The 22,800-nt window shown below is 57.7% G+C and carries 18 protein-coding genes and 2 pseudogenes; 11 read left to right on the top strand and 9 right to left on the bottom strand.

Annotated elements, in window-relative coordinates:
* Positions 1-113: 113 nt before the first annotated feature.
* Complete coding sequence (locus AC0QDI_RS21890; RefSeq protein ID WP_474671833.1) at positions 114-878, bottom strand: IclR family transcriptional regulator; 765 nt, start codon at positions 876-878, stop codon at positions 114-116.
* A 112-nt stretch (positions 879-990) separates the two neighbouring features.
* Between AC0QDI_RS21890 and AC0QDI_RS21885 the strand changes: the two genes are divergently transcribed.
* The gene (locus AC0QDI_RS21885; RefSeq protein ID WP_474671831.1) at positions 991-1,953 is read left to right on the top strand and encodes a dihydrodipicolinate synthase family protein; all 963 of its coding nucleotides are present in this window, start codon (positions 991-993) and stop codon (positions 1,951-1,953) included.
* Between the two features lie 307 nt (positions 1,954-2,260).
* Here AC0QDI_RS21885 and AC0QDI_RS21880 read toward each other — a convergent pair whose 3' ends face one another.
* On the bottom strand, positions 2,261-3,307 hold the full coding sequence (locus AC0QDI_RS21880) for a zinc-binding dehydrogenase (protein ID WP_474671829.1): 1,047 nt from the start codon (positions 3,305-3,307) through the stop codon (positions 2,261-2,263).
* A gap of 108 nt (positions 3,308-3,415) precedes the next feature.
* Entirely contained in the window at positions 3,416-4,537 is a 1,122-nt protein-coding gene (locus AC0QDI_RS21875) for a mandelate racemase/muconate lactonizing enzyme family protein (protein WP_474671827.1), read from the bottom strand.
* Positions 4,538-4,945: 408 nt separating this feature from the next.
* Between AC0QDI_RS21875 and AC0QDI_RS21870 the strand changes: the two genes are divergently transcribed.
* The gene (locus tag AC0QDI_RS21870) at positions 4,946-5,776 is read left to right on the top strand and encodes an aldo/keto reductase (RefSeq protein WP_474671825.1); all 831 of its coding nucleotides are present in this window, start codon (positions 4,946-4,948) and stop codon (positions 5,774-5,776) included.
* A gap of 143 nt (positions 5,777-5,919) precedes the next feature.
* Here the strand turns inward: AC0QDI_RS21870 and AC0QDI_RS21865 are convergent, their stop codons facing one another.
* The 4 genes from AC0QDI_RS21865 to AC0QDI_RS21850 form a co-directional block, all read right to left on the bottom strand.
* Entirely contained in the window at positions 5,920-6,669 is a 750-nt protein-coding gene (locus AC0QDI_RS21865) for a hypothetical protein (protein WP_474671823.1), read from the bottom strand.
* Positions 6,670-6,853: 184 nt separating this feature from the next.
* On the bottom strand, positions 6,854-8,305 hold the full coding sequence (xacF, locus tag AC0QDI_RS21860) for a 2,5-dioxovalerate dehydrogenase (RefSeq protein WP_474671821.1): 1,452 nt from the start codon (positions 8,303-8,305) through the stop codon (positions 6,854-6,856).
* Positions 8,306-8,925: 620 nt separating this feature from the next.
* Entirely contained in the window at positions 8,926-9,639 is a 714-nt protein-coding gene (locus AC0QDI_RS21855) for an IclR family transcriptional regulator (protein ID WP_474671819.1), read from the bottom strand.
* A 591-nt stretch (positions 9,640-10,230) separates the two neighbouring features.
* The gene (locus AC0QDI_RS21850; protein WP_474671817.1) at positions 10,231-11,016 is read right to left on the bottom strand and encodes an IclR family transcriptional regulator; all 786 of its coding nucleotides are present in this window, start codon (positions 11,014-11,016) and stop codon (positions 10,231-10,233) included.
* Positions 11,017-11,293: 277 nt separating this feature from the next.
* Between AC0QDI_RS21850 and AC0QDI_RS21845 the strand changes: the two genes are divergently transcribed.
* From AC0QDI_RS21845 to AC0QDI_RS21835, 3 genes are read left to right on the top strand one after another with little or no spacing between them, the layout of a single operon-like run.
* Positions 11,294-12,406, top strand: a complete 1,113-nt coding sequence (locus AC0QDI_RS21845) for an amidohydrolase family protein (RefSeq protein WP_474671815.1) — start codon at positions 11,294-11,296, stop codon at positions 12,404-12,406.
* Positions 12,407-12,411: 5 nt separating this feature from the next.
* Positions 12,412-12,876, top strand: a complete 465-nt coding sequence (locus AC0QDI_RS21840; protein ID WP_474671813.1) for a Rieske (2Fe-2S) protein — start codon at positions 12,412-12,414, stop codon at positions 12,874-12,876.
* On the top strand, positions 12,873-14,516 hold the full coding sequence (locus AC0QDI_RS21835; RefSeq protein ID WP_474671811.1) for a BCCT family transporter: 1,644 nt from the start codon (positions 12,873-12,875) through the stop codon (positions 14,514-14,516). Before AC0QDI_RS21840 ends, AC0QDI_RS21835 begins: the two co-directional genes overlap by 4 nt.
* A gap of 122 nt (positions 14,517-14,638) precedes the next feature.
* Here the strand turns inward: AC0QDI_RS21835 and AC0QDI_RS21830 are convergent, their stop codons facing one another.
* A complete protein-coding gene (locus tag AC0QDI_RS21830; protein ID WP_474671809.1) occupies positions 14,639-15,067 on the bottom strand; it encodes a universal stress protein in 429 nt (142 codons plus the stop codon).
* A 147-nt stretch (positions 15,068-15,214) separates the two neighbouring features.
* Between AC0QDI_RS21830 and AC0QDI_RS21825 the strand changes: the two genes are divergently transcribed.
* The 5 genes and pseudogenes from AC0QDI_RS21825 to AC0QDI_RS21805 all read left to right on the top strand — a co-directional run bounded on the left by AC0QDI_RS21825 (position 15,215) and on the right by AC0QDI_RS21805 (position 20,664).
* On the top strand, positions 15,215-16,465 hold the full coding sequence (locus AC0QDI_RS21825; protein WP_474671807.1) for a saccharopine dehydrogenase family protein: 1,251 nt from the start codon (positions 15,215-15,217) through the stop codon (positions 16,463-16,465).
* 318 nt (positions 16,466-16,783) lie between these two features.
* Entirely contained in the window at positions 16,784-17,791 is a 1,008-nt protein-coding gene (locus AC0QDI_RS21820) for a DMT family transporter (protein ID WP_474671805.1), read from the top strand.
* A gap of 338 nt (positions 17,792-18,129) precedes the next feature.
* Positions 18,130-18,458, top strand: a pseudogene (locus AC0QDI_RS21815) (heavy metal translocating P-type ATPase); the annotation flags it as partial.
* A 105-nt stretch (positions 18,459-18,563) separates the two neighbouring features.
* Positions 18,564-19,648, top strand: a pseudogene (fni, locus tag AC0QDI_RS21810) (type 2 isopentenyl-diphosphate Delta-isomerase).
* Positions 19,649-19,710: 62 nt separating this feature from the next.
* Positions 19,711-20,664 carry a LysO family transporter gene (locus AC0QDI_RS21805; RefSeq protein WP_474671803.1) on the top strand — a complete coding sequence of 318 codons (954 nt, stop codon included), beginning with the start codon at positions 19,711-19,713 and terminating at the stop codon, positions 20,662-20,664.
* 346 nt (positions 20,665-21,010) lie between these two features.
* Here AC0QDI_RS21805 and AC0QDI_RS21800 read toward each other — a convergent pair whose 3' ends face one another.
* Positions 21,011-21,895, bottom strand: a complete 885-nt coding sequence (locus tag AC0QDI_RS21800) for a DUF7964 domain-containing protein (RefSeq protein ID WP_474671801.1) — start codon at positions 21,893-21,895, stop codon at positions 21,011-21,013.
* A 222-nt stretch (positions 21,896-22,117) separates the two neighbouring features.
* Here AC0QDI_RS21800 and AC0QDI_RS21795 point away from each other — a divergent pair, with 222 nt between their 5' ends.
* Positions 22,118-22,477 carry a hypothetical protein gene (locus AC0QDI_RS21795; protein ID WP_474671799.1) on the top strand — a complete coding sequence of 120 codons (360 nt, stop codon included), beginning with the start codon at positions 22,118-22,120 and terminating at the stop codon, positions 22,475-22,477.
* Positions 22,478-22,800 lie beyond the last annotated feature (323 nt).

The following is a 22,800-nucleotide window of genomic DNA, read 5'->3' as shown; positions in this document are numbered from 1 at the left end:
ATCGCGAATCGGAACCGTGTCCGGCGGCGTGCTCCGATCGAACGGATAGCAAACGGCGGTCCCGTCACCGTCGATGACTGATCCCCATTGAATGACTTCCGGGGAACACCCCGTCAGTACTGCTTGATGTTGAGTTCGATTATGTTTGCGGCCTTCTTCACTAGTTCGGGAAGTTCGTCGCGGTAATACTCGCCTTGCAGCCGCGAAGAGGGACTCGAGACGCTGATCGCACCGAGCACACGTTCGTTCGACCCCATAACCGGCGCCGCAACGCACCGGAGTCCGTTCCCGTACTCTTCGTCGTCGAAGGCGACGCCGGCGTCGCGGATCTCTTCGAGTTCCGCACATAACTCATCTGGATCTGTGATCGTCTGTTCGGTCCGTTTCGGGAGCCCGTGTCGTTCCACGATCTCCATCACCCGATCGCGCGGAAGCTGTGCGAGGATCGCTTTCCCGACGCCCACACAGTGTAGATGTGTCCGATCACCGGCCTTGGTAGAAAACCGAATGTTGGGGTCTCCCTGCTTTCGATAGAGGTACACCGCCTCCCCGTTTTCCTCGGAACAGAGATTGACTAGGCCCTCGACCTCCTCCGCCAGGCTCTCGAGTTCCGGTCTGGCGAACTCGTACAGCGGCGTTCGGTATCGCGTTTCCTCGCCGATTTCCAGAAACCGGTAGCCGAGGTGATACTCGTCCTCGAGCTTGACAACGTATCCCCGTTGCCGGAGCGTGCTCAGGTGATTGTGAGCGGTGCTTTTCGTCGTCTCGACGTGTTTGGCGAGTTCGGTCAACTGCGCACCGTCGAGCTCCCGTAGCCCCTCGAGGAGATCCAATAGCATCAGATCCGACTGGATCGGATTTTTTGCCTCTTTGGCCATGATACTGAGTCTCGTACGACACCACTTAAAGATTTTCACGATGCGAAACGCGATGGGGGTGCACGGATCGTGGCAGGTGGAGTTATTGGTCCGGGTGGTTCACGCGATACCCGTGGATGCCATAATATTAATTACAGCGGTAACCGAAGCTCTTCATGCGATCTCAATACGACAACAAAGCAGTGCTGAGTACCTCGTCGACGGTGTACTTCCGCCAATTATTACCGCGTGCAATGACGACGAAACGATTAATTACGATGCGACGGCTGCTCATGCCCGATTCGTCGTCGATCGAGGTGTTCACGGCGTTTTTCCACTGGGTACCAACGGCGAGTTCCCGATGCTCAAACCCCGAGAGAGAGCGGACGTCATCGATGCAGTCGTCGACGAAGTGGGTAGCGACGTTCCCGTCATCGCGGGAGTGAGTACACCCAGTACACGAAACACCGTCTCGTACGCCGTCGACGCCGAAGACAACGGTGCCGATGCGGTCGTCGTCGGAATGCCGTACTACTATCCCATAGAGAGCCGAGCCATCGTCGACCACTATCAACGGGTCGTCGATGCCGTCTCTATTCCTGTGTTCATCTACCACTACCCCGCTAGGATTGGGAATAAACTCGAGATCGGGATGCTCGATCGATTAGCCGACATCGACGGTATCGTCGGCGTCAAAGACTCGAGCGGCGACGTCGGGTGGCTCTTTCGGGCGATCGATCGGAACCCCGACCTCGAGTTCTTGGCCGGAGTCGATACGCTCCTCTTCGCCGAGTTAGAGATCGGTTGTACAGGATTCGTCAGTACGGTTTCGAACGTGCCCCCGGAGATCGCGGTCGAGCTGTACGAGGCGTTCGCGGACGGTAACGACGAGCGAGTCCGCGAGCTACAGAGCACAATGCTGGATATCTGGACGGCGCTCGACGAAGGCCCCTACCTCGGCGGTGTCAAATCCGCTCTCAGCATTCATCCCGACGTATCATTTCGGCCCGGGCCCATGCGGAGTCCGCTCCATCGAATGGACGCGTCCAGTGAGGAACGCCTTCGAGAGACGCTGGCAGAACTCGGGCTGTTCTGAGACGACCAATACGGACGGATGTGGCGGATCGAAGGACGCTCTCGCGTACCCGATCGGGCGGCTTCGCCGTCGATGGCTCGATCGTCGGAGCACTCGATCTCGGGTTTTCTGAATCGGCATTCACTCCAGCGAAAACAGGTGATCGGGAGACAGCAAAACTGACTCGATATGACCGCTCACGACCGACTCTTTGACGAGAGCGTGGAAGCGATTGACACGTTCTGTCGAGGCGAACGAGCGCTCGCGTTCGAATTCGCTCCGAATCGGTTCGCGTCTATTCACTCCGACACAGCGGACGAGCGGGCGCTTACGGCTCCACGACGATGTTCCCGACGTAATCGCTCCGGGTGAAGTGACGTTGCGCTTCGTGGATTTCGGAGAGCGGGTACGTCTCGGCGAGTAACGGCTCGACGTCGCCGTCCTCGATGTAGCGGACCAAGTCCTGGAACTCGCTTCGCGTCCCCATTGTCGACCCGACGACGTCGACTTGCTTCAGATACACCGTCCGAAGGTCTATCTCGGTGACGGGGCCGGCGACGGCACCGGCGGTCACTACGCTGCCGCCCGGCCGAAGCGACTCGAGGAACTCCTGAAACGATTCGCCGCCGACGACGTCGGCCACGACGTCGACGCGTCCGTCCTCGGTCCAGCCCTTGAGTACCGTCGAGAGCTCCTCTTCGTCGCGTGCGACGATCTGGTCCGCGCCGATCTCGCGAATCGAGTCCGCCTTCCCGCTGCTCGTTAGTCCGAGCACGCGTGCGCCGCGTCGTCGCGCGAGTTGGACGAGTCCCGTTCCGACGCCTCCCGAGGCGCCGGTGACGAGGACGTCGTCGCCGGCGCCGACGCCCGCCCGATTCAGCATCCGTTCTGCCGTCACGTACGCCGTCGGGAAGGTCGCGAGTTCGGCGGCAGAGAGGGAACTGTCTATCCGGTGTGCGTTTTCGGCCGGGACGGCCGCGTACTCCGCGTACCCTCCGTCTCGTTCGCTTCCGATGAGGTCCGCGTCCACGAGCGCCTGAAACTCGTTCGGGGCGTCGGCGTAGAGCGCGTTATCGACGAGGACCCGCTCGCCGATTCGGCCCTCCGAAACGTTCGAACCGACGTCGACGATCTCTCCCGTAATGTCCGCTCCCTGGATGATCGGAAAGTCGAGTTCTCCCTTCCAGCCGGTATCGTCGTCGCCGTACGCCGCCTTCCGGGTCCAGATGTCCGTGTTGTTCAATCCGCACGCTTCGACCGCGACGAGCACGTCGTCGGCTCCGGGTTCCGGAACCGGGACGTCTTCTCGATACGCTAACTCGTCCAGCCCACCGTGTCCGGTGAGTAATACTGCTTCCATGGTCTCTGGTACCATACGTGTCGGCTAACGCGGACGGGAGTTATTAAAATTATGATGGAGGAAGAACGCGTTCTCCGTCGGATGGGCACATCACCGAGGCGAAATTCGACGCCCGATGGTGGTCTACGAGTACGACGCCACCGGATCACCGAGAACGTCTCGGTCGACGCGTAGTCCCAGGCCGGGCGTGTCGGACAGCGTAACCTCGCCGTTGGAGACGTCAGCGTCGAACTCCGCGGTCTGTGTGGTAACCATCTCACTCGAGTCGAGAACGCACCGAAGCAATTCCGGTGGAACGGTCTGACCCAGATGAGCGAGCGCGGCGAACGCGATCTCCGACCCCGTCGTCGCCTGAACGCTGAGAGGGATGCCCGCGGTGAGACACATGTCCCGGTGTCGACACCCGCGCGTCAGTCCGCCGCTCGTCGATATCTTCAATCCGATGCCGTCGACCGCGTCGTCGGCGACCGCCCGCAGTACCGACTCGTCGCCGTCCGCCAGCTCGTCGAAGTACATCGGAACGTCGCTGCGCCTTCGGAGCGAGAGGTTTTCACGCCACGTTTCGCAGGGGTTCTCCAGGACGAAATCGAGATTCGACGGCAGGAGATTGAGTACGCGTAGCGCGTGTTCGGACGTCAGTCCACCGTTGCCGTCGACGATGAAGAACTCGTCGCGTTCGGCATCCGCTAACGCTCGCTCGATGCGAGCTGCGTCCAAACCGGGACCGCCTTCCGATCTCGATGCACCGATCTTGACCGAGTGGCCCTTGTATCCTCTGTCACGGTATTCGGCAACCCGCTGGCGCATCGCTTCCGGGTCATCGGCGTGGATCGAGGAGATGAGGGGCTGACTCGTATCCGTGCCGCCACCCAGGAGATCGTACACCGGCATGTCGGTCGCTTTTCCGAACAGGTCCCAGCACGCCACGTCGATCGCGGTCTTCGCGTGATTGTGCCCCGCTAACGACCGGTCCATCGTCTCGTTCACGCGATCGACCTGACGAGGGTCGCAGCCGAGTACCGCGTCCGCCATCTCTTCGATACCGGCCCGGACGCCGCGCGCGTGAGCGGCGACGTAGTTCGGACCAAACGGCGTCGACTCTCCCCACCCTTCCAGACCGTCGTCGGTCGTGAGTCGAACGATCGTCGCGTCGAACTCGGAGTACGTCCGGCCGCCGGAGAGGTGGTAGACACCACCCGAGTAGGGGAGATCGACCTGATAGACGTCGATCGATTCTATCTGCATACACGGCCTCCCACTCGAGCGCTATTGGAGGTGTTCATCTGAATGCTTCGTCTCTTCGTCGAATTCGTGGTATACGTTTTCATCATCTTCGTGTCTCTGGCTTCGCTCGATACAAGGGGCTTCTGCCCTTATCGAGTCGACCGTTACCAGCCTACACGATTCGTATCGGAGAGGCTCGTATTAAATCCTCGGCCAGTTTCCATCGCACCGTGTTCGAGCAACGAATCGGAAGTACAAGCTTCGAGTCACACGTATCACCGCTTCTCATCAACGTTCGCTGTACTTCGCGATCTCGCTCGATCCCCGTAACCTGATTCACGCAATAGCAGATTCAAAGCGGGATTTTCACGGCGCCGATCACCTTCCGGAGAGCGAATAATTATTGTGCGAGGATAGTAACGGTGTAACGTGAGAACTGATAGCGACTTCCAGGTGGGTATCGGAACCTGGTATCCCGACCAGCGAGAGAAGTGCGTCGACAGCATTCTGTCGGCGCTAGAGCGCGGCTACCGCCACGTCGACACCGCACAGCAGTACGGGACGGAAGCGTACGTCGGCGAAGCGATCGACCGCTCTGACGTCCCGCGCGAGGACGTCTGCGTCGCGACGAAGGTACTGCCGCAAAACCTCGAGTACGACCGCGTCATAGAGACGACGAAGGAGAGCCTCGACGAACTGGGCCTCGAAACGATCGACCTTCTATACGTCCACTTTCCGCTGAAGGCCTACGACGCCGAGGAGACGCTGGCCGCGTTCGAGGAACTCCATGAACAGGGCTATGTCGAACACGTCGGTCTGAGCAACTACACGGTGGAATTGCTGGACGAGGCGCTCGATATTCTGGATGTTCCCCTGTTCGCTCACCAGGTCGAGATGCATCCGCTGCTCCAGCAGGATCACCTACTGGAACACGCGCAGGAACACGACTACTGGCTGGCCGCCTATCGGCCGCTCGTCGGCGGGAAGGTGACGGAAATCGAGCCAATAGTCGAGATAGCCGAAGAACACGACGCTACGCCAGGACAGGTGACGCTGGCGTGGCTGCTGAGCAAAGACCGGGTCGCGGTGATTCCGAAGGCCACCGGCGACCACGTCATGGAGAACTGGGCCGCGCGGGACTTGGAACTCACGACCGAAGACGTCGCCAGAATCGACGCCATCGATCAGGAGGAACGGACCGTCACTCGCGAGTCGAGTCTGATGATTCACGACGAACCGATGCCGTGGGAAGAGGTATAGCGGAATCCAGCGGCAGTTACAACATTCAGTGACAGCGCTCACTATCCACAATCTCTCTCCGAAGAGCGTATGGCCGTGTTTAGCTGTGAACGGACCGAGTTGAGAGCGAACCCACTCGAGAGAGACAGTCCGTACCGACGGTTCTAACAGTCAGAACCTGGAAGGTAGTGGAACGCCCGGTCGAGATCAATCCGCTTGAAGTCTTGCTCGAGCGGTTGATTCGCGAGTTGGTTCCGCCAGTAGTGGGCGCGCTCGTCCCGCACGCCGTCGGGGTCAGCGTCGACGGTCGCCTCGATCCACTCCTCGAGGGAGTCCGTTTCGATCCGGATGGACGTGTCCGGATCGTCGAGATCGCCGTCCGGCGAGTACAGATAGCAGCTCTCGATTCGTCGCGCCGCGCTTTCCCGTGTTTCTGGGTGCAGTGACGGCGGCGACGGCGATTCGTTCGGTACCAGCAGCGTGGTGGTCGCTCGGTCGTTTATCGCGCGGAGCGCGGGTTCCGGGTCCGTCTCGACGCGAACCTGCTTGTGGTCAGGCCAGATATCGAACCAGCGGTAATCGACCGGTTCCGCTGCGGCTTGAAACGTGTAGAAGTCCGGATACGCGTAGAATCCGTTCTCCTCCAGGTACTCAGCTACTCTCGTATCGTCGTCGTCGATGGTGTCCGCGACGACCGACGCGGTCGAAACACGATCCTGCCGATACAGATCGTAAAATGCGCCGACACAGGAGCAGACGAAGGCGATCGCTCCGAGCGCGTCGAACTGCCGCCGTTCGACGACACCGAGACGGCTGTGCGCGTCGATCGACGGCATGACGTCCGCCCGTCGAACGGATCGACCGTTCTGGACGTAGTCGAACGATTCGTCGTCTAGTTCTGCACTGCTGTGCATGATACTGTCACACTAGTCCTCTCGAAGCGTAACGCTTGTGGTGTCTCGAATCGCTCCCGATAATCGCCTTTCGTATGGAGGATGAGAGCACGAAGCGTCGTGCCGGGGAGTTCCATAGAGACGCTGTCTCCGGTGTCTGAACGGGTCCAATAAACCTATAGACAGAGGGCCGTGGGAGGTGCGGTCAGTAGTTCATGTAGACGGTTTTCGTGCTGGTGAAGAAATCGATTGCGGCGTCGCCCTGTTCCCGGTACGTGTTCGTCGACGAGTTCTTGTAGCCGCCGAATGGGACGTGGAGTTCGAGTCCCGTCGTTTTCTCGTTGACCTTCGCGACGCCCGCTTCGACGTCGTCGACGAATCGGTTCGCTTCGGTGAGATCCTGCGTGACGATACTCGCGGAGAGACCAAACTCGACGTCGTTGGCGACCTCGACGCCCTCCTCGAAGTCGCTCACCTTCAAGACTGCGAGCACCGGACCGAAGACCTCCTCCTGAGCGATTCGCATCTCGCTCTCGACGTCGCTGAAGACGGTCGGCTCGACGTAGTAGCCGTCGTCGAACGCTGCGCCGTCGACCTCGCTTCCGCCCGTTTGCAGCGTCGCCCCGTCCTCGCGAGCGATGTCGACGTACTCGAGCGTGCTCTCGAGTTCCGATTTACTGACGTGCGGGCCCATATCGGGATCGTCGAGCCCCGCACCGACCTCGAGCGATTCCGCGTAGTCGCTGATCGCGTCGACGAACTCGTCGTAGATCTCTTCGTGGACGATCGCTCGAGAGCAGGCGGTACACGACTGGCCTGTGGTTCCGAACGCCCCGACGCCGACGATGTCGACAGCCTCGTCGACGTCGGCGCTGGGCATGACGACCGTCGGATTCTTCCCGCCCATCTCACACTGGACGCGTTTGAGGTCGTCCGCCGCGGACTGAGCGACCGCCGTTCCCACCGACGTGCTGCCGGTGAACGAGACGCCGTCGATGTCGTCGTGGGACGCCAACGGGGCTCCGACCTCGCTGCCGGATCCCGTAACAAAGTTCGCAACGCCGTCGGGCAGCCCCGCGTCGTCGAGGCATTCGAAAATAACTCGCGTCATATTCGGCGCCTGGGTGGCCGGCTTGATGACCAGTGTGTTTCCGGTGACGAGTGCCGGTGCGAGTTTCCAGGCCGGAATCGCGATGGGGTAGTTCCAGGGCGTGATGAGCCCGACCGTCCCGAGCGGTTCACGCTTCGTGTGGAGTTCCTTTCCGGACGCGCTCGGCGCCTTCGACGTTCCGCCGATATCGCGGGCCTTCTCCGCGTAGTAGTAGAAAATGTCGATTGCGCGTTGGACTTCGCCGGCGGCCTCGCTCCGGGTCTTTCCTTCCTCGCGAACGAGCGTCTCCGTTACGTCGTCCTTCCGCGTGTCGAGGCGCTCTCCGGCCTCCTTGAGGATCTGACCGCGGCTCGGTCCAGGGGTGCCGGCCCAGTTGTCCTGAGCGGCGACCGCAGCGTCGATCGCGGTTTCGACGTCGTCGCGCGTCGATGCCTGATACCGTGCGACGATCTCGGCGGCGTTCGCAGGGTTTCGAACCTCGAACGTGTCGCCGCTTTCCGATTCGTTCCACTGTCCGTCGATATAATTCTCGTGCTCTGTTGCCATTCCATCTGTGTGTTCTCTCTGCTGGTATACGTTAGTTGCGGTGCCGCGGGTATTCGCCCCTTCTGACGCCGGTGAATCGCTAGACTACCGTGTTCGGGCGCGTTCGAAACGCTCGCCGCCGCCGATACAGCGACATGAGCGTTCCCGTCGATCACCGTCCGCTCCAGAACGCTCACAGCAGTCGACTCGGCTGCCAACTCTCCTGTCGCAATATGGATGATGAGTACTGAGCCGTCGGTACCGCCACGAAGCTGTCTGTGATCGCCGTTTCGGCGCTCGAGCGCACGCTCGGTGTCGCCGTGCGCGAAGCAGAGATTCTGTGAAAATGTCCTGCCGTGTCCTGTCTCTAACAACTGCAATGGCCTAGCTGCATCCGTGTCGGACGGCGATTCGCAACGGCCTCCCGCCGCGACTCGTATTCGCCTCTAATTCGCCTCAGTCTGCGCTATGGGGCGGCATGAATCCGCAACTCGGACAGCCATTATGCTTCGTGGTCTTGTAATCCAGCTCTGTGCCGCAGTTCGTGCACTCGTAATGGGACGCTGCCATCAGACGCCTGTTGGTCGATTCCACATATATACGTTTTGCAGGCTTTCCCGCGAAAAACGGCACTGTGTGTGTTAGTAATCGCGGATATTCACTTCGATTCGGTTCTTCGTTGCACGTAATCGGTCCGGAAGGGTTTCCCGATACCACTCCCCTTTCATGTCGGCTGCGGGTCCCGAGAGACTAATCGCGCCGATTACCGCGTCGTCGGAACCGAACACCGGAACCCCGACGCACCGGAGCCCGGGGCCGTACTCCTCTTCGTCGAACGCGACGCCGCGATCACGGATCCGGTCGAGTTCGTCCAGCAACTCTCCCTTCTCGGTGATCGTGTTCTCGGTGTGACCGACCAGTTCCATCCGTTCGAGGAGCGTCTCGAGCCGATCCGACGACGCGTGAGCGAGAATCGATTTTCCGGTAGCCGTACTGTGTAAGTCGTGTCTCTCGCCGGCCCGCGTCGAAAATCGGATGTCGTCGCTTCCGCGGGATCGGTACAGGTAGACGCCTTCTCCCTGCTCTTCGACGGTGAGATTACCTACTAAGTCCAGCCCCTCGACAAGGGCTTCGATCTGCGGTCGCACGATATCGAACAGGTCCGTCTGCATCCGCGTCGTCTCGCCGATGCGAAGGAAACGGAGCCCAAGTCGATATCGACCGTCCTCGTTCACGACGTAGCCTTTTTCGCGAAGCGTCGTCAGATGGTTGTGCACGGTGCTTTTCGAAACGCCGACTGAATCGGAAATCTCGGTCACACCCGCCTCGTCTGCCTGCTCGAGGTATTCTACCACCGATAAGAGGGTGGTAATTGATTCAACTGGAGCGTTCGTGCGGTCCATGGTTGAAGCGTAATCACCGGGTGCACTTGTAGTTGGCTCCAAAGCGTTCTGCATTACAGAACACTTACCTCATTTTTCGTTTCCGCTACCGTAGTGCCGTCAGTATTTCTCTCTCCAATTAGCTGCGAGTCCCAGAACAGTCGCTCGTATGGAGAACAGTACTATCCGACCGTTCCGTTCTGTTGGTCAGTACCGTTTCTATCGTTCTTTCTTTCGCGCGAGTCGCCCTCTGGCTGAGCTATCCTCTGTGCGGAATTTGAGTATTGGATTACGGTAGTATGATTGTAATTCAAATGGCTTCCACAGCAACGGGCGTTCCCTCGTTCTGCCAGACAGAACTACTGTTTTAGGAATCAGCACACGGTCTACTGCGGAGCCACTCGAGAGGATCACTCTCGGTAACAGAAAATCGACTTGAAAGTAATTTGAACGACGAGAGCCTGAACCGCCTGTTCGGTGGCTGTGCTGAAGGACGGTAGAGATCGCGGAACGACCGATCATTGGGACGATCACGGGGACTATTTCCGGCGGTTTTGACTCAATTTAGGTGGTCGCATCACTCGAACTGTAATTCAGTTCGATTATGTTTCTGGCCGAGAGGAGTTCTTTTTGGAGTTTCTCCTCAACACCGGGCTCTCGCAACTGATGTGCAGGACCAGTAATACTGAGGCCGCCTAGCGCGGTTCCGGCCGAATCCTCGATAGCCGTCGAGATCGATGCCATCCCCATCCTGTATTCTTCGCGGTCGAACGAGACGTCTCCCTCGCGGATTTGCTCGAACTCCGCCTCGAGTTCATCACGGTCCGTAATCGTGTTTTCCGTGTGTGCGGGCATTCCATGTCTGTCAAGTATTTCGGTTACGCGGTCGTCAGGGTGCTGCGCGAGAATCGCTTTTCCGACGGCCGATGAGTGCATGTGAAAGTGCGTCCCGTCGGTGAAGTCGTACGAGATGCTGAGATCGTTCTGGACGACGTCGAGCGCGACGCACATTCCGTTTTGTTCGACGGACAGCGTGACGAATTCGCTGCTGGTTTTTTCGGCGAGGGTGTTCACCTCCGGCTTCGCCACGTTGTACAGCGTTACGTCGTCGCGGACGCATCCCCCGAGCTCCAGGTATCGGAAACTAAGTTCGTACGCACCGTTGTCGTCGTCTTGTACCACGTACCCCAATTGCCGAAGCGTGCTCAGGTAGTCGTGGACGATACTAGGCGGTCTGTTGATCGCCTCGGCGATCGCTGTGACACCCCGCTCACCGTCTTCCTCGAGCGTCGTCACGATATCATCCATCGTCAACAAGGCCTTGATCGGACGATTTGCTTCGTCAACCATATCCCGTCTAGCGGCGGCACCACACATATACATTCGGAATTGTCGAATATAGTGATCAGAGGATCGGCTTTCACCCAGGATCTATCGTTACAATTATGATTGATAACTATGTTCTCGCCGATTCATTCGATAATACCGAATGTAGCGGCTATTTTTAAGTAGGATCTGAATCGCTCTTCTGACGAATCTCCTCTATTGAAGCGTTCATACGACTGATTTCACCATCTAAAATAGGGAAAGGCTTATCTGGGGTCGTGATGGTATGTATACTTGGATCATGGCACAGGATACCCAGGGAGCGAGAACGGACTGTCGCTCAGAGTCGGAGCTAACGTTGGTCGATGCAGACATCCACCAGCGGTGGGCGGACGACGAAGCAATCGCCCAATACCTCCCGGAACGCTACAGAGACGATGGCCTTGTACTGCCGGAGTTGTTATACCGAAACCCCGGTGAGTTTCTTCGCCAAGACGAGAAAACGGAGGACGGGAATAAACCGGGAACGGATCTCCAAAAGATCTGCGACGATCATCTGGATACGCATGATATCGACTACGCGATGCTGACCGGGAATTCGTGGTTCAATCTCGCGGCACTGCCACACCGCGATTACGCTAACGAACTAGCGCGAGCGTTCAACGAGTGGTTGGTGAACGACGTCCTTCCGGTCGACAACCGGTTTATCGGGTCGATGTACGTCGCGCCGAAGGCACCGGAGAAAGCCGCGGATCTCATCCGCGAATACGGCGATCATCCACAGATTCGTCAGGTGATGCTGCCCGGCGGAGCCGAAGTACCGTACGGTCGGCCCCAGTACTGGCCGATGTATGAGGCCGCCGAAGAACAGAACCTCGCAATGGCGGTCCACCCGTTCTCAGAGGGACACGGAACGAGCAATCCGCCGACCGGTGCCGGTCACCCGAACAGCTACATCGAGTGGCACACGCTCCTCGGCGCGTACTACATGGGACAGCTCGCCTCGCTCGTCACCGAGGGCGTCCTCGTCGAGTATCCCGACCTGCGATGGGCGTTTCTCGAGGGTGGCTACGGGTGGGTCCCTCACTTCATGTGGCGACTCGATAAGAACTGGAAGGGGCTCCGTTCGCAGGTACCGTGGCTAGAAGAGAAACCGAGCCACTACATCCGAAACAACGTCTGGTTCGCCAGCCAGCCCGTCGAGGAGCCCGAACGGCCGGAATTCCACGACCAGATCCTCGAGATGATGCACGCGGACGAGATGCTCATCTACGCGTCGGACTATCCGCACTGGGACGGCGACGACCCCACGTGGGGGCTGCCGCCGATGGACGACGACATGGAGAAAGCGATCAAACACGAGAACGCGGCCGAGCTGTGGGACCTCCCGACGGACGGAAGTAAACTGAAGTGATTCCAATGACGAAAAAGCGATTCGAGATCTGTCCGGCTGCCGAATTCGACGCCGGCGAGCGGCGTATCGTCGACCTTGACGGATTCTCGGTCGGGGTTTTCAACGTCGACGGGGAGTACTATGCGATTAAAAACGACTGTCCACACCAGCGCGCACCGCTCTGCGAGGGGAAACTCGGCGGCACCACGGAATCGACCAGCCCCGGTGAGTACGAGTGGGTCCGTCCGGGACGGGTCGTTCGCTGTCCGTGGCACGGGTGGGAATTCGACGTCACGACGGGCGAATCGGTCTTCAATCCGCACGAAGTGAAAGCCAAGACGTTCGAGACACGAGTCGAACCGTCTGAAGACGAGGATACCGTCGCCGACGGCGGCTGTGAGGGCTGTAGTGCCGACTTGGATGGAGACGAACCGCCGGTCGAGACGTACGACGTGGAAGTCGAACAGGGAACAGTTGTGGTGTACCTATGAGTACCGATTCAGACAGCGCCATCGCTGCCCTCCGCGACGAGATCGATCCGTTCGTCTTCCTCGGCGGAGCGATCGCTACCTTCCTCGCCATCGGCTACATCGCCGCCCGACCGGGAGCAGCAGGGGAGTTCCTCACGAACGCGAATAACTTCCTCTGGAGCGAACTCGGCTGGGTGTTCCTCTGGGCGATGTTTCTCGCCGTCGCGTTCTGCCTGTGGCTGCTGGTCGGACCGTGGGGCAAAATCAAGCTCGGCGGACCCGACGAGGAGCCGGAATTCTCGTATTCCTCGTTCCTCGCGATGCTGTTCTCCGCGGGGCTCTCGACCGGGTTGGTCTTCTACGGCCCGGCCGAAGCGCTGTTCCACTACTCTTCGGGACCGCCGTATTTCGGTTCCGAGGCGGAGAGCGCTGCGATCGTCCCCGACGCGATCCAGTACACGATGCTCCACTGGGGTATCTCCCCGTGGTCGGCGTACCTGATCGTCGGCGTGACGATCGCCTACTACGTCCACCGCAAGGGTGCCCCGATCAAACCGTCGACCGTGTTCGCACCCTTCATCGGCGTCGAGAACCTCGATAAGAAATGGGTGAAACCACTCGACCTCCTGATGGTGATCGTCTCGGTGGGCGGCGTCGCCGTCTCGCTCGGGTTCGTCGTCACCCAGTTCCTCGGCGGGATCTCCTACAACTACGGCGTCGAGGTCGGAAACGTCGGAACGATACTGGTGACCGTCGGCCTTACCGTCGGGTTTACTATTTCTGCGGCTTTAGGTGTCAAACGCGGTATTCGTCGCGTCTCGACGTTCAATATGTACCTTTTCGCGTTCCTCCTCCTGGTGGCGTTCGTGTTCGGTCCGACGTCGTTCTTGCTCAACACCGGATCGGAGGCACTCGGCGGGTACGTCAACAGCTTCATCGATATGAGTCTCTATTCGAACTCGGCGAACGGCGGCGAGTGGGTCGGTAGCTGGACCATCTTCTACTGGGCCTGGTGGTTCTCGTTCGCGCCGATGATCGGTATCTTCATCACGCGGATCTGTCGCGGTCGAACGATCCGGCAAGTCGTCTTCGCGGGGCTTATCGGAACCACCGCTGCCTCGTTCCCCTGGTTCATCGTCATGGGCGGGTCGTCGCTGTGGGTGCAGACGAGAGGCTCCGTCGATCTGCTCTCCATCGTGTTCGCGCAAGGCCGCGAAGTCGCTGCGTTCCCGCTGTTCGAGACGCTCATTCCCTTCGGAGGCGTCTTCTCCGCCGCCTACCTGCTGCTCGTGCTCACGTTCCTCATCACGACTGTCGACTCGACGACGCTGAGCCTCGCGATGTTCACCACCGACGGGAGCGAGCATCCCTCGACGATCAACCGCGTCATCTGGGGCGGACTCGTGGGCTTGCTCTCCTCGCTTCTGCTCATCACCGGCGGTCTCGACGCACTCCAGAACTTCGTCGTCCTGCTCGGGTTCCCGATCGCGTTCATCATCGGACTGTGTTTCGTCGGACTCACCATCGAACTCGAGCGGACTCACCCCGTCTTGTTGACCGAACGCTACAAGAAAGCCGACCGCGAGAACGAGGATCAGCAAACGGTCGTCGATTATCTCTCGAATCGCCGTCCTGGCTGGATGGGTGGTTCCGACGACTGAGGTTCGGTTCACTCAGCGGTCTTTCCCGTTCCGTTCTCGAGACTACGGGTCGACAGTATCCTCCCTCGGTACGACCGCCTCACCGGAGATAGTGCGTGAACTCCGCAGCTGTTCCGCGAGAATCAGTCGAGGGCGACGTTAACGACCGGCGCAGGCGATTCGAATATCACCTTCTGTGTCACGCTTCCGAACAGAGCCTTCCCGGTCGGCGACCGCTGCCGTCCACCGATGACGACGTATCGTGCATCCTGCTCCTCGGCGTATGCCGTGATCTCGGCCGCGGGATCTCCGACGCGTACCGATACGGTTGGTTCTGGTAGCGTCGAATCTTCCGTCGCCCGGGACACGATATTCTCCCCAATTTGTTGAACCTCGTAATTATCGGTCAGGTCCTGTCCGTCGACGTCTTTCTCGAGGACTTTGACAAGTTCTGAGCGTTGGAGGACGTGAACCGCGTGTACCGCTTCGTCGAAATTGGCCGCTATCGTCTGGGCCTCCTGGAGAACGGGTGCTACTCTCTCCGAATCGTCGATTGCTGCTACGATCGCCATACACTGATGCCGTAGTCGATTGATAAAGAGATTTCGGGAGAAGATGCCCGCGAGTAGCGCCTCACGGATACGCGGCAGGTAGCGACCGAACAGCTCTGCGTCTCCCCCTAGTTTTAAGCCAGTCCGGGTCGGTTGTTAAATCGCTATATGAGTAGCAAGACTGTCGTACTAGGCGGTTCAGGAGCGATGGCAGCGGGCTGCGTCTACGACCTCCATCAGACGAGCGACTTCGACGAAATCGTCGTGGCGGACGCCGACGAAGAAAACGCGCGTCGCCTCCTCGAGGTCATCGACGACGATCGATTTCGGTTCGAATCCGTCGACGCGACCGACACGGACGATATCGCGCGAGTTCTCGAGGGCGCCGACTACGTCGTCAACGGCTTGCCCTATCCGTTCGAAGAGAACGTCCTCGATGCGATGCAAGAGGTGGGCGACCTCACGGGCGTCGATCTGAACGCGTTCGACTTCGAGGAGGTACTCGACCGATCCGAGGAGTTCGCCGAGGCGGGGAACTCCCTCTGGTTCGCTAACGGAGGTCTCGTAAGCACTATCGCGCTCGGAATGGCCGCCTGCGAACGGTTCGACGACGTCGAAGACGTCAATTTCTACTGGGGGATGTGGCGTCTCCTCACCCAGACGACGCCCGGACTCACGGACACGGTCACCTACGAACACGACCCCGACGTCGACGAACGAGCGAAGTGGGAAAACGGCGAGGTCATCAACGATCTCCCGGCGTTCAGCGAGCAGCGGACGTTCGAGTTCCCGGATCCGATCGGCGAAGCAGAGACGTACGTCATCTCTCACCCCGAGCCGGTCACCTTCCCGGAGGCGCCGATCGCTCAGGAAAAGAACGTCGACAGCATCATTACGCGCGGTGCGTGGCACGAGGAATGGAAGAGCTACGAGCGGACCCTTCACGCGTCGAACGCGTTCGAGACGGACAGCGTCGAGGTCGACGGAGCGGAGGTCGATCCCGTCGAAGTCATGCAACAGCAGGTGAAGAACCAGGGACTGGAGCTCGAAACGCAGTGGAAGCCGCCAGAAGAACTGTCACCCGAGACGGAGTGGACGCCCCAGACCATCCTTTCGGCGGAGGTAACCGGAACCGTAGACGGTCAGGACGACCGTGCCGTTTTCCACTTGGAGCAGCCGTCCCCGTTCTTCGACGTGGACGAGATCACCGTGATGCGCGAGTACGGCTGCTACGTCGGCGTCCCGCTGTCCGTCACGCTCCAGCTCATGGCCGACGGTGCCGTCGACGAGGACGGCATCTTCATTACCGAGACTAGTGGTCTCGACACGGAACGGTACCTCGAGGAGATGGAGGAGCGAGGCTTTGACTTCGTAACTGAAGAAACGCCCAGCAAGTCGATCGCAGCACAGAACCAGTAATTGATAGGACTTCGAACCCCAATAAGTGGAGAGTTCAGAAGATAGTTAGACGGAGAACGGCCTGACGCGCGTCGCTGTCCGCTCGCACTCTGAGACCCTTCTCAATCCCATAGCGTTTTCTGAGCAGAGCCGCGAGTATCCGCTAGACGCAGTTTCGTGACGGCTCTCGTTTAAAATGACCTCAGCCGGTAAGTAACGGAGTGGACAGTCCGTGCCACCATTGAGCTATGATATCACAGGCTCCGCAAACTGTTTATTTGAGCCACTGATAGGAACGGCGTCGACTGTGAAACCAGCTACACACTGCGCACTGACACGATGACAGATCTAGAAGACGCGTTGCTGTTCGGCGCGCTCGCACTCGTCTGGGGAACCGCTTTTACGGCGATCGAGGTCGGGCTAGAAACCCTGCCGCCGCTCCTCTTCGCAGCGGGCCGATTAGACGTCGCTGCGTTCATCTTCGCCGGAATCGTGCTGCTCAGGCGGCTCCAGTGGATCCCCCAGTCGAAAGCGGACGTCGCTCTCATCCTCTCGAACGGAATCCTCGTCATTGGTGCTCAGTTCGCGTTCGCCTTTCTCGGCCAGAGCTACGTTACCAGCGGTGTCGCCGCGATCGTCATCAGTTTCACACCGATCATTACCCCCATTATCGCGATCCATATCCTCCCAACGGAACGCATCTACATCACGGACGTTATCGGCCTCTGTACGGGGCTCGCGGGCGTAATCGCTATCGCAATTGCCGGCGGGTCCTTCGACGGACAACTCCTCGGCGTCGGACTGCTGTTGGCGGCCGCAGTCGTCTTCGCGCTCGGGTCTGTACTAACGGAACGCTGGACAGCGGTTCTCCCACCAATGTCTCTCTACGCGTGGTCAATGGGTACCGGCGCGGTATTGCTTCACGCCACGACCTACGCCTATTCAGGGGCATCATTCCGAGATGTGACGTGGACGCCATCGTCAGCCGTCGCAGTCGTATATCTCGGTATCTTCGCTACAGCCGGAGGATACCTGCTCTACTTTACCTTGCTGAGTCGAATCGGTGCAACGAGTGTTACCCTCATCAACTACGCATCGCCCGTTGTGGCGACGATATTCGGTGCGACCCTCCTCGGCGAACAAATCACCGCGACGACTGTCATCGGATTCGCGCTCATCATTGTCGGATTCGCGCTTTGCAATATCCGACCGCTCTGGCAGCTTTTCCGGTCCATCTGGAACGCAGACGCCCGCAATCAGTCGCTTGAACGCGATGAAGTTTCCGTCCGAGGTAGTGTGTACAAGAAAAAGACTGAGTCACAGGACTACCAGCTGCCAAATGATTAATCGCTTCCTAGACGACGTCAGTTCGTTTAGGAGTGACGCAAGCCCCAAGATTCTCAAACGAATGGAGCCGAGGAAACGTCCTCGAAGCGAGGAGAGACGACGTCGATCGAGGGCAGGGCCGATCGGATTGCTCGGAAGTACAGGGACGCCGTTCAACGAGACGGAGAAAAACAGCGATGAGTGACGACAGAGAGTCGTCTCTTTTTGATGTTTCGATCCTGAACGATCTTCAGATCGAGAACAGCTACCCGCCGAACAGACGCTTATCGAGGACAAGACGCCACCCTCACAGCACTAATCTCTCTCCAAGCGCAACCGACTGAACGCGAAGAGAGGACGCTCTCGTGGTCGTATACGTCGCCACGGCTATCGGATCGGACACGGACGTCGCCATTGAGGCCACCGACATCATCCTGATGTGCGACGATCTGGTTGACGTCGTGAAGGCGGTTCGCATCTCGGCCGCGACGCTCATGAAGGTCAAACAGAATTCCGTGTGGGCGCTGGGGTACAACACGGCGATGATCCCGCTGGCCTCGTCGGCCTACTCCAGTCCGTGTTCGCCGACGTCGCGATGGCGTTCTCGAGCGTGTCGGTGCTGTCGAACAGCCTGCTGTTCCACTGGTACACTCCCGACCACGACTACACGCTGCTCGGCCGCCTCCGCATACAGAGTACAGAGCGGGGACAGTCACTCCATTGCGGGGATACCCGAGACAGGGTGAAGCAGAATAACAGTACCCTTTTGCCGTTCCTTTTGTAAGTTCGATTAATGACGGAGCAGGACTCGTCGGAGACTGAAGACCGAAAAGATGATCATATCCAGATCGTTCAGGAGCGAGACGTTGAAACCACAGGAACGGCTTCGAAGACGTACAACTCGTCCACGAAGCACTTCCGGAACTCAATTACGACGCTATTGATCCGTCCATCGAATTTCTGGGACAGGAGTTATCTGCTCCGATCTTCATTGAGAGCATGACTGGTGGGCATCATAACACCACAGAAATCAATCGAGCACTGGCCCACGCTGCCAGCGAAACGGGCATCGCTATGGGAATTGGAAGTCAGCGGGCCGGCCTCGAACTCGACGATGACGGCGTCCTCAGATCATATACTGTTGTCCGTGATGCCGCGCCTGACGCATTCATCTACGGAAATCTCGGCGCTGCACAGCTTCGGAAGTACGACATTGGAATGGTCGAGCGCGCAGTTGAGATGATCGATGCAGACGCACTCGCAGTCCACTTAAACTTCCTCCAAGAAGCCGTTCAACCTGAAGGCGATGTTGATGGCCGCGACTGTCTAACTGCGATCGAACGCGTAGCTGCGGATCTCTCGGTTCCGATCATTGTCAAAGAAACGGGCAACGGGATTTCTGGGGAAACTGCCAGAAAGCTGTCCGCGGCAGGGGTTAGCGCGATCGATGTCGCTGGAAAAGGCGGCACAACGTGGTCCGGGATTGAAGCCTACCGTGCCGCTACCGCGAACGCACCGCGCCAGCAACGAATTGGCACCCTGTTCCGAGACTGGGGAATACCAACCGCTGCAAGCACGATCGAGTGTGTAGCCGAACACGACTGCGTGATTTCGAATGGCGGTGTGCGGACGGGATTAGACGTGGCAAAGGCGATCGCGTTGGGTGCCTGTGCCGGCGGGCTGGCGAAACCGTTCCTGAAACCGGCCATAAACGGACCAGATGTCGTTATCGAACGAGTCGAGGATCTAATCGCCGAACTACAGACAGCAATGTTCGTCACTGGTTCGAATTCGGTTGAAGACCTTCAACAGGCAGAATACGTATTACATGGAGAAACACGCGAATATGTTGAACAACGGACCAGTAGCGAGCAATAATAATAATTATATTGTAAGCTATAGATGGAATTGTTTTATACCGTGTCTTCCAATGGTAGAATATGAGTATCGGGATGCTGCTTGTCTCTTTGGTAATCGGTGGTCTAATTGGATATTACTCACCGTTTTATCGAACTCAGAAGATCGGTGACGGCATCAACTTTACCGGCCTCGCTATCCTCCTCATTTCGATCGGTGCACAACTCGGTAGTGATGACCAAATCCTTCAAGATTTGAACACGATTGGTGGATCTGCACTTGTGCTGTGTGTCGGAAGTGTCATCGGAAGTATCATGTGCGTTTACCTGCTCACCGCGATCACGTCGATTGTCGATCCGCTATTCGCCTCGCCCGATGAGAGTACAATCGCTCGTCAAGGCTCACCGTCGGAACTAGGAGCTGATGGCTTTGATTGGCAGATCATTATTCTCATTTTCATCTCGCTCGTGGTTGGTCTTGGACTCTCAACCATCGGGCTTCCAGAGCACTTCGTCATGGGTGTTGTATCCCTCTCTGATTATGCTCTCTTGGCGCTGCTATTCGGCGTTGGCGTTACAGTCGGAGGCGATACTGAGGCTTTGAGCCATATCGTACATTTCGGATGGGGCGTACTCCTAATTCCATTGGCTGTGGCTGTCGGGAGTATTCTTGGTAGCGTGCTGTTTGGAGTAGTTATCGATATGCCAGTCACCCACGCCGCAGCAGTCGCAGCAGGGTTTGGGTGGTACAGTTATGCGGGGGTTGTCGTGTTTGATCTCGGCGGGATGAGACTGGGCACGATTGCGTTTCTTGCGAACCTCTTTCGAGAGATTGTTACTTTCTTCGTGCTGCCAGTCGTCGCCAAGTACTTCGGTGGGGTAACAAGTATCGCGCCGGGTGGCGCAACGACAATGGACGTAACGCTTCCTTTGATTCAGCGTGTTTCTGGTGAGGAGTTTGTGATTCCAGCGCTCATTAACGGTCTCGTGCTAGCGGTAGCTGCGACTGTTCTCATTCCGTCCATTCTGGGAATATAGGCGCTGCTAAATCATGGCTGAAGGTGAGGGAGTCATCTGGTTAGTGTTATGCTTGAAGAACTCCCGTTCGAAACACGTCGGTAGTCGCATTCGCCGGTATATGTGCGCTCTTTTTCGGGCATTACTACTGGAGCTACTGGCGATAAGTCTACGACCTCTACTGGTCAGATGATTCATACATAGATATGTCGTAAATAAGCCACGCATCAAAATCATCCTCCGAGGTTGTGGCGACCCACAGTTTCGGATCTCAAATTCTGATCTTTGTGTTTCGCGCGCACGCGCGAGCGAGTACGAGCTCTGAGCAGAATCAGATTCCGTACCTAATTCTCACACGAAATGAATTTTAAAGATGCCCATACCCTTTGCGTTCGAGTTCTGCTTCCAGTTCGACATGCATCGCTTCGACAGTCTCCTCGTCGAAGTGCTGTCCCGTCACTGCACCAGAGATCTCCGCGATTTCAGCGTGCCACTCACGCACTGCATCCGCAAGGGCTGCTAGAAGTTCTTCCTCAGTCTTGTCTACTCCATCAACTTCCTCAACGATCTGCCATCCCGGCTGAAAGTTTTCGATGACGTACCCTGTGTCCTCAAACTGAATTGCGAACCGCTCGCAGACTGTCCCAAACCCAGTTTCAAGACTGAGTAGTAGAATAACGTGGACGACACGATCGCGCTCTTCCAGCTCACGAAGATCCGCAACAGGGACAGCGGTTTCGGGGAGAACTGAATAGAGTGGTTCAGGAAGGGGAGGATCGCTCTCACCGGTTTCCGGCGGATTGTACTGGTCATTGATCGGATCGCCTTTCTCTTTCACGATGGCCGGCTCTTTGTCACTCGGCTCGTCGCTGAGGACCTCTTTCAAAATGGCGTAGAACCGCCATTCATCGCCGTAGTCATACAGATAGCATATGCGATCGTACTGTTCGAGCCCAAGTTGGCGGGTCATCTCGCCGATCGTCACGTCTCCAGCGTTCTCGATCCGCTCGGTACGCAACAGTGGGTCGCCACTGAGTGACTCCTCGTATTCCTGCGGACACTGGTATTTGACAGCACTGTCCCAGTAGTCCTCATCCTCTCCAACGAACCAGAGATGGCCCTGATCAAGTCCGACTGCGGGGTTGATCGCCGACTGCAACTCGGTGATCGTTCTGTCTGCGCCGACGACGATATCCCGCCACAGCGATGTAGGATCCGGATTGAATTTGATGCGAAAGCGGTAGGCAGTCATCCTTGGAACTCTGTTCCTGTGTGGAAACTGGTGAGATCATCGATACACTGTTCTGAGTCTGCGATTTCATCAGAGAGCGTGTGCCAACTGATAGTGAAAGACATATGACGTAGTTGTACAGCATCTGGACTAAACCTTGCTCACGGAGCCATCGGTACAGATACTATTGGGTAGTGATTTATGAATAGGCATTCTGATAGATAACCTCTGTCAACTACAGATATGGCTGAAACATATACACTCTGTATTCAGATTGAGTCACATGAGTACTATGGCGAGTTCTATTTCGTAGGCGAGGGATATGGAACCCCAGCAGAGGTGCTGGACAACATCGCTGCCGATCACCTCTTGCGAATCTCGAGCGCGTCGCGTATCGAAGAATACCTGCTTGATGTGCTGAAGCAAGGAGAGAACGCAAGTGAGGGCGAGTATGACTCGACAGACGCTGACATCGAATGCTGGATTCACGTCGATGTCTCCTACCAGAGATACGTCTTCGGTGTAGGCGATAGAGTTGTCGAGTTTACCGACGAGCCCACCAAAAGCGAAATCGCCTCAACTGCCACGCAACTCCAGTCATAGATCGATCACTATTACTTATGGATCGAAATGGTAGATGAAGGATAGGCAGCCTTCCCTGTGTGAATAATTTCCTAATCGTGTTCTCAGGAAGGCATTCGATTAGACTAGTTGGTTAGGCCATTTCAATAGTCCATCCAGATGGTTTTTCTTTTTTAGGATTATGGTAACATAGAAGCAAACCATTCAGATAGGATAATCGGTTAGGCCAACTCATTAGCCCATCTATAAAACTTCATTTTTAGCAGAGGCGTGTTAGTCAGTTCCAGATGCAGTCTGTTCTACATATGAGTGCTCAAAGAGGCAGTAGAAGCAGTCTTGGAACA

The sequence above is a fragment of the Natrinema sp. LJW11 genome (assembly GCF_056135975.1).
This window is presented reverse-complemented; position numbering and strand designations above follow the sequence as displayed.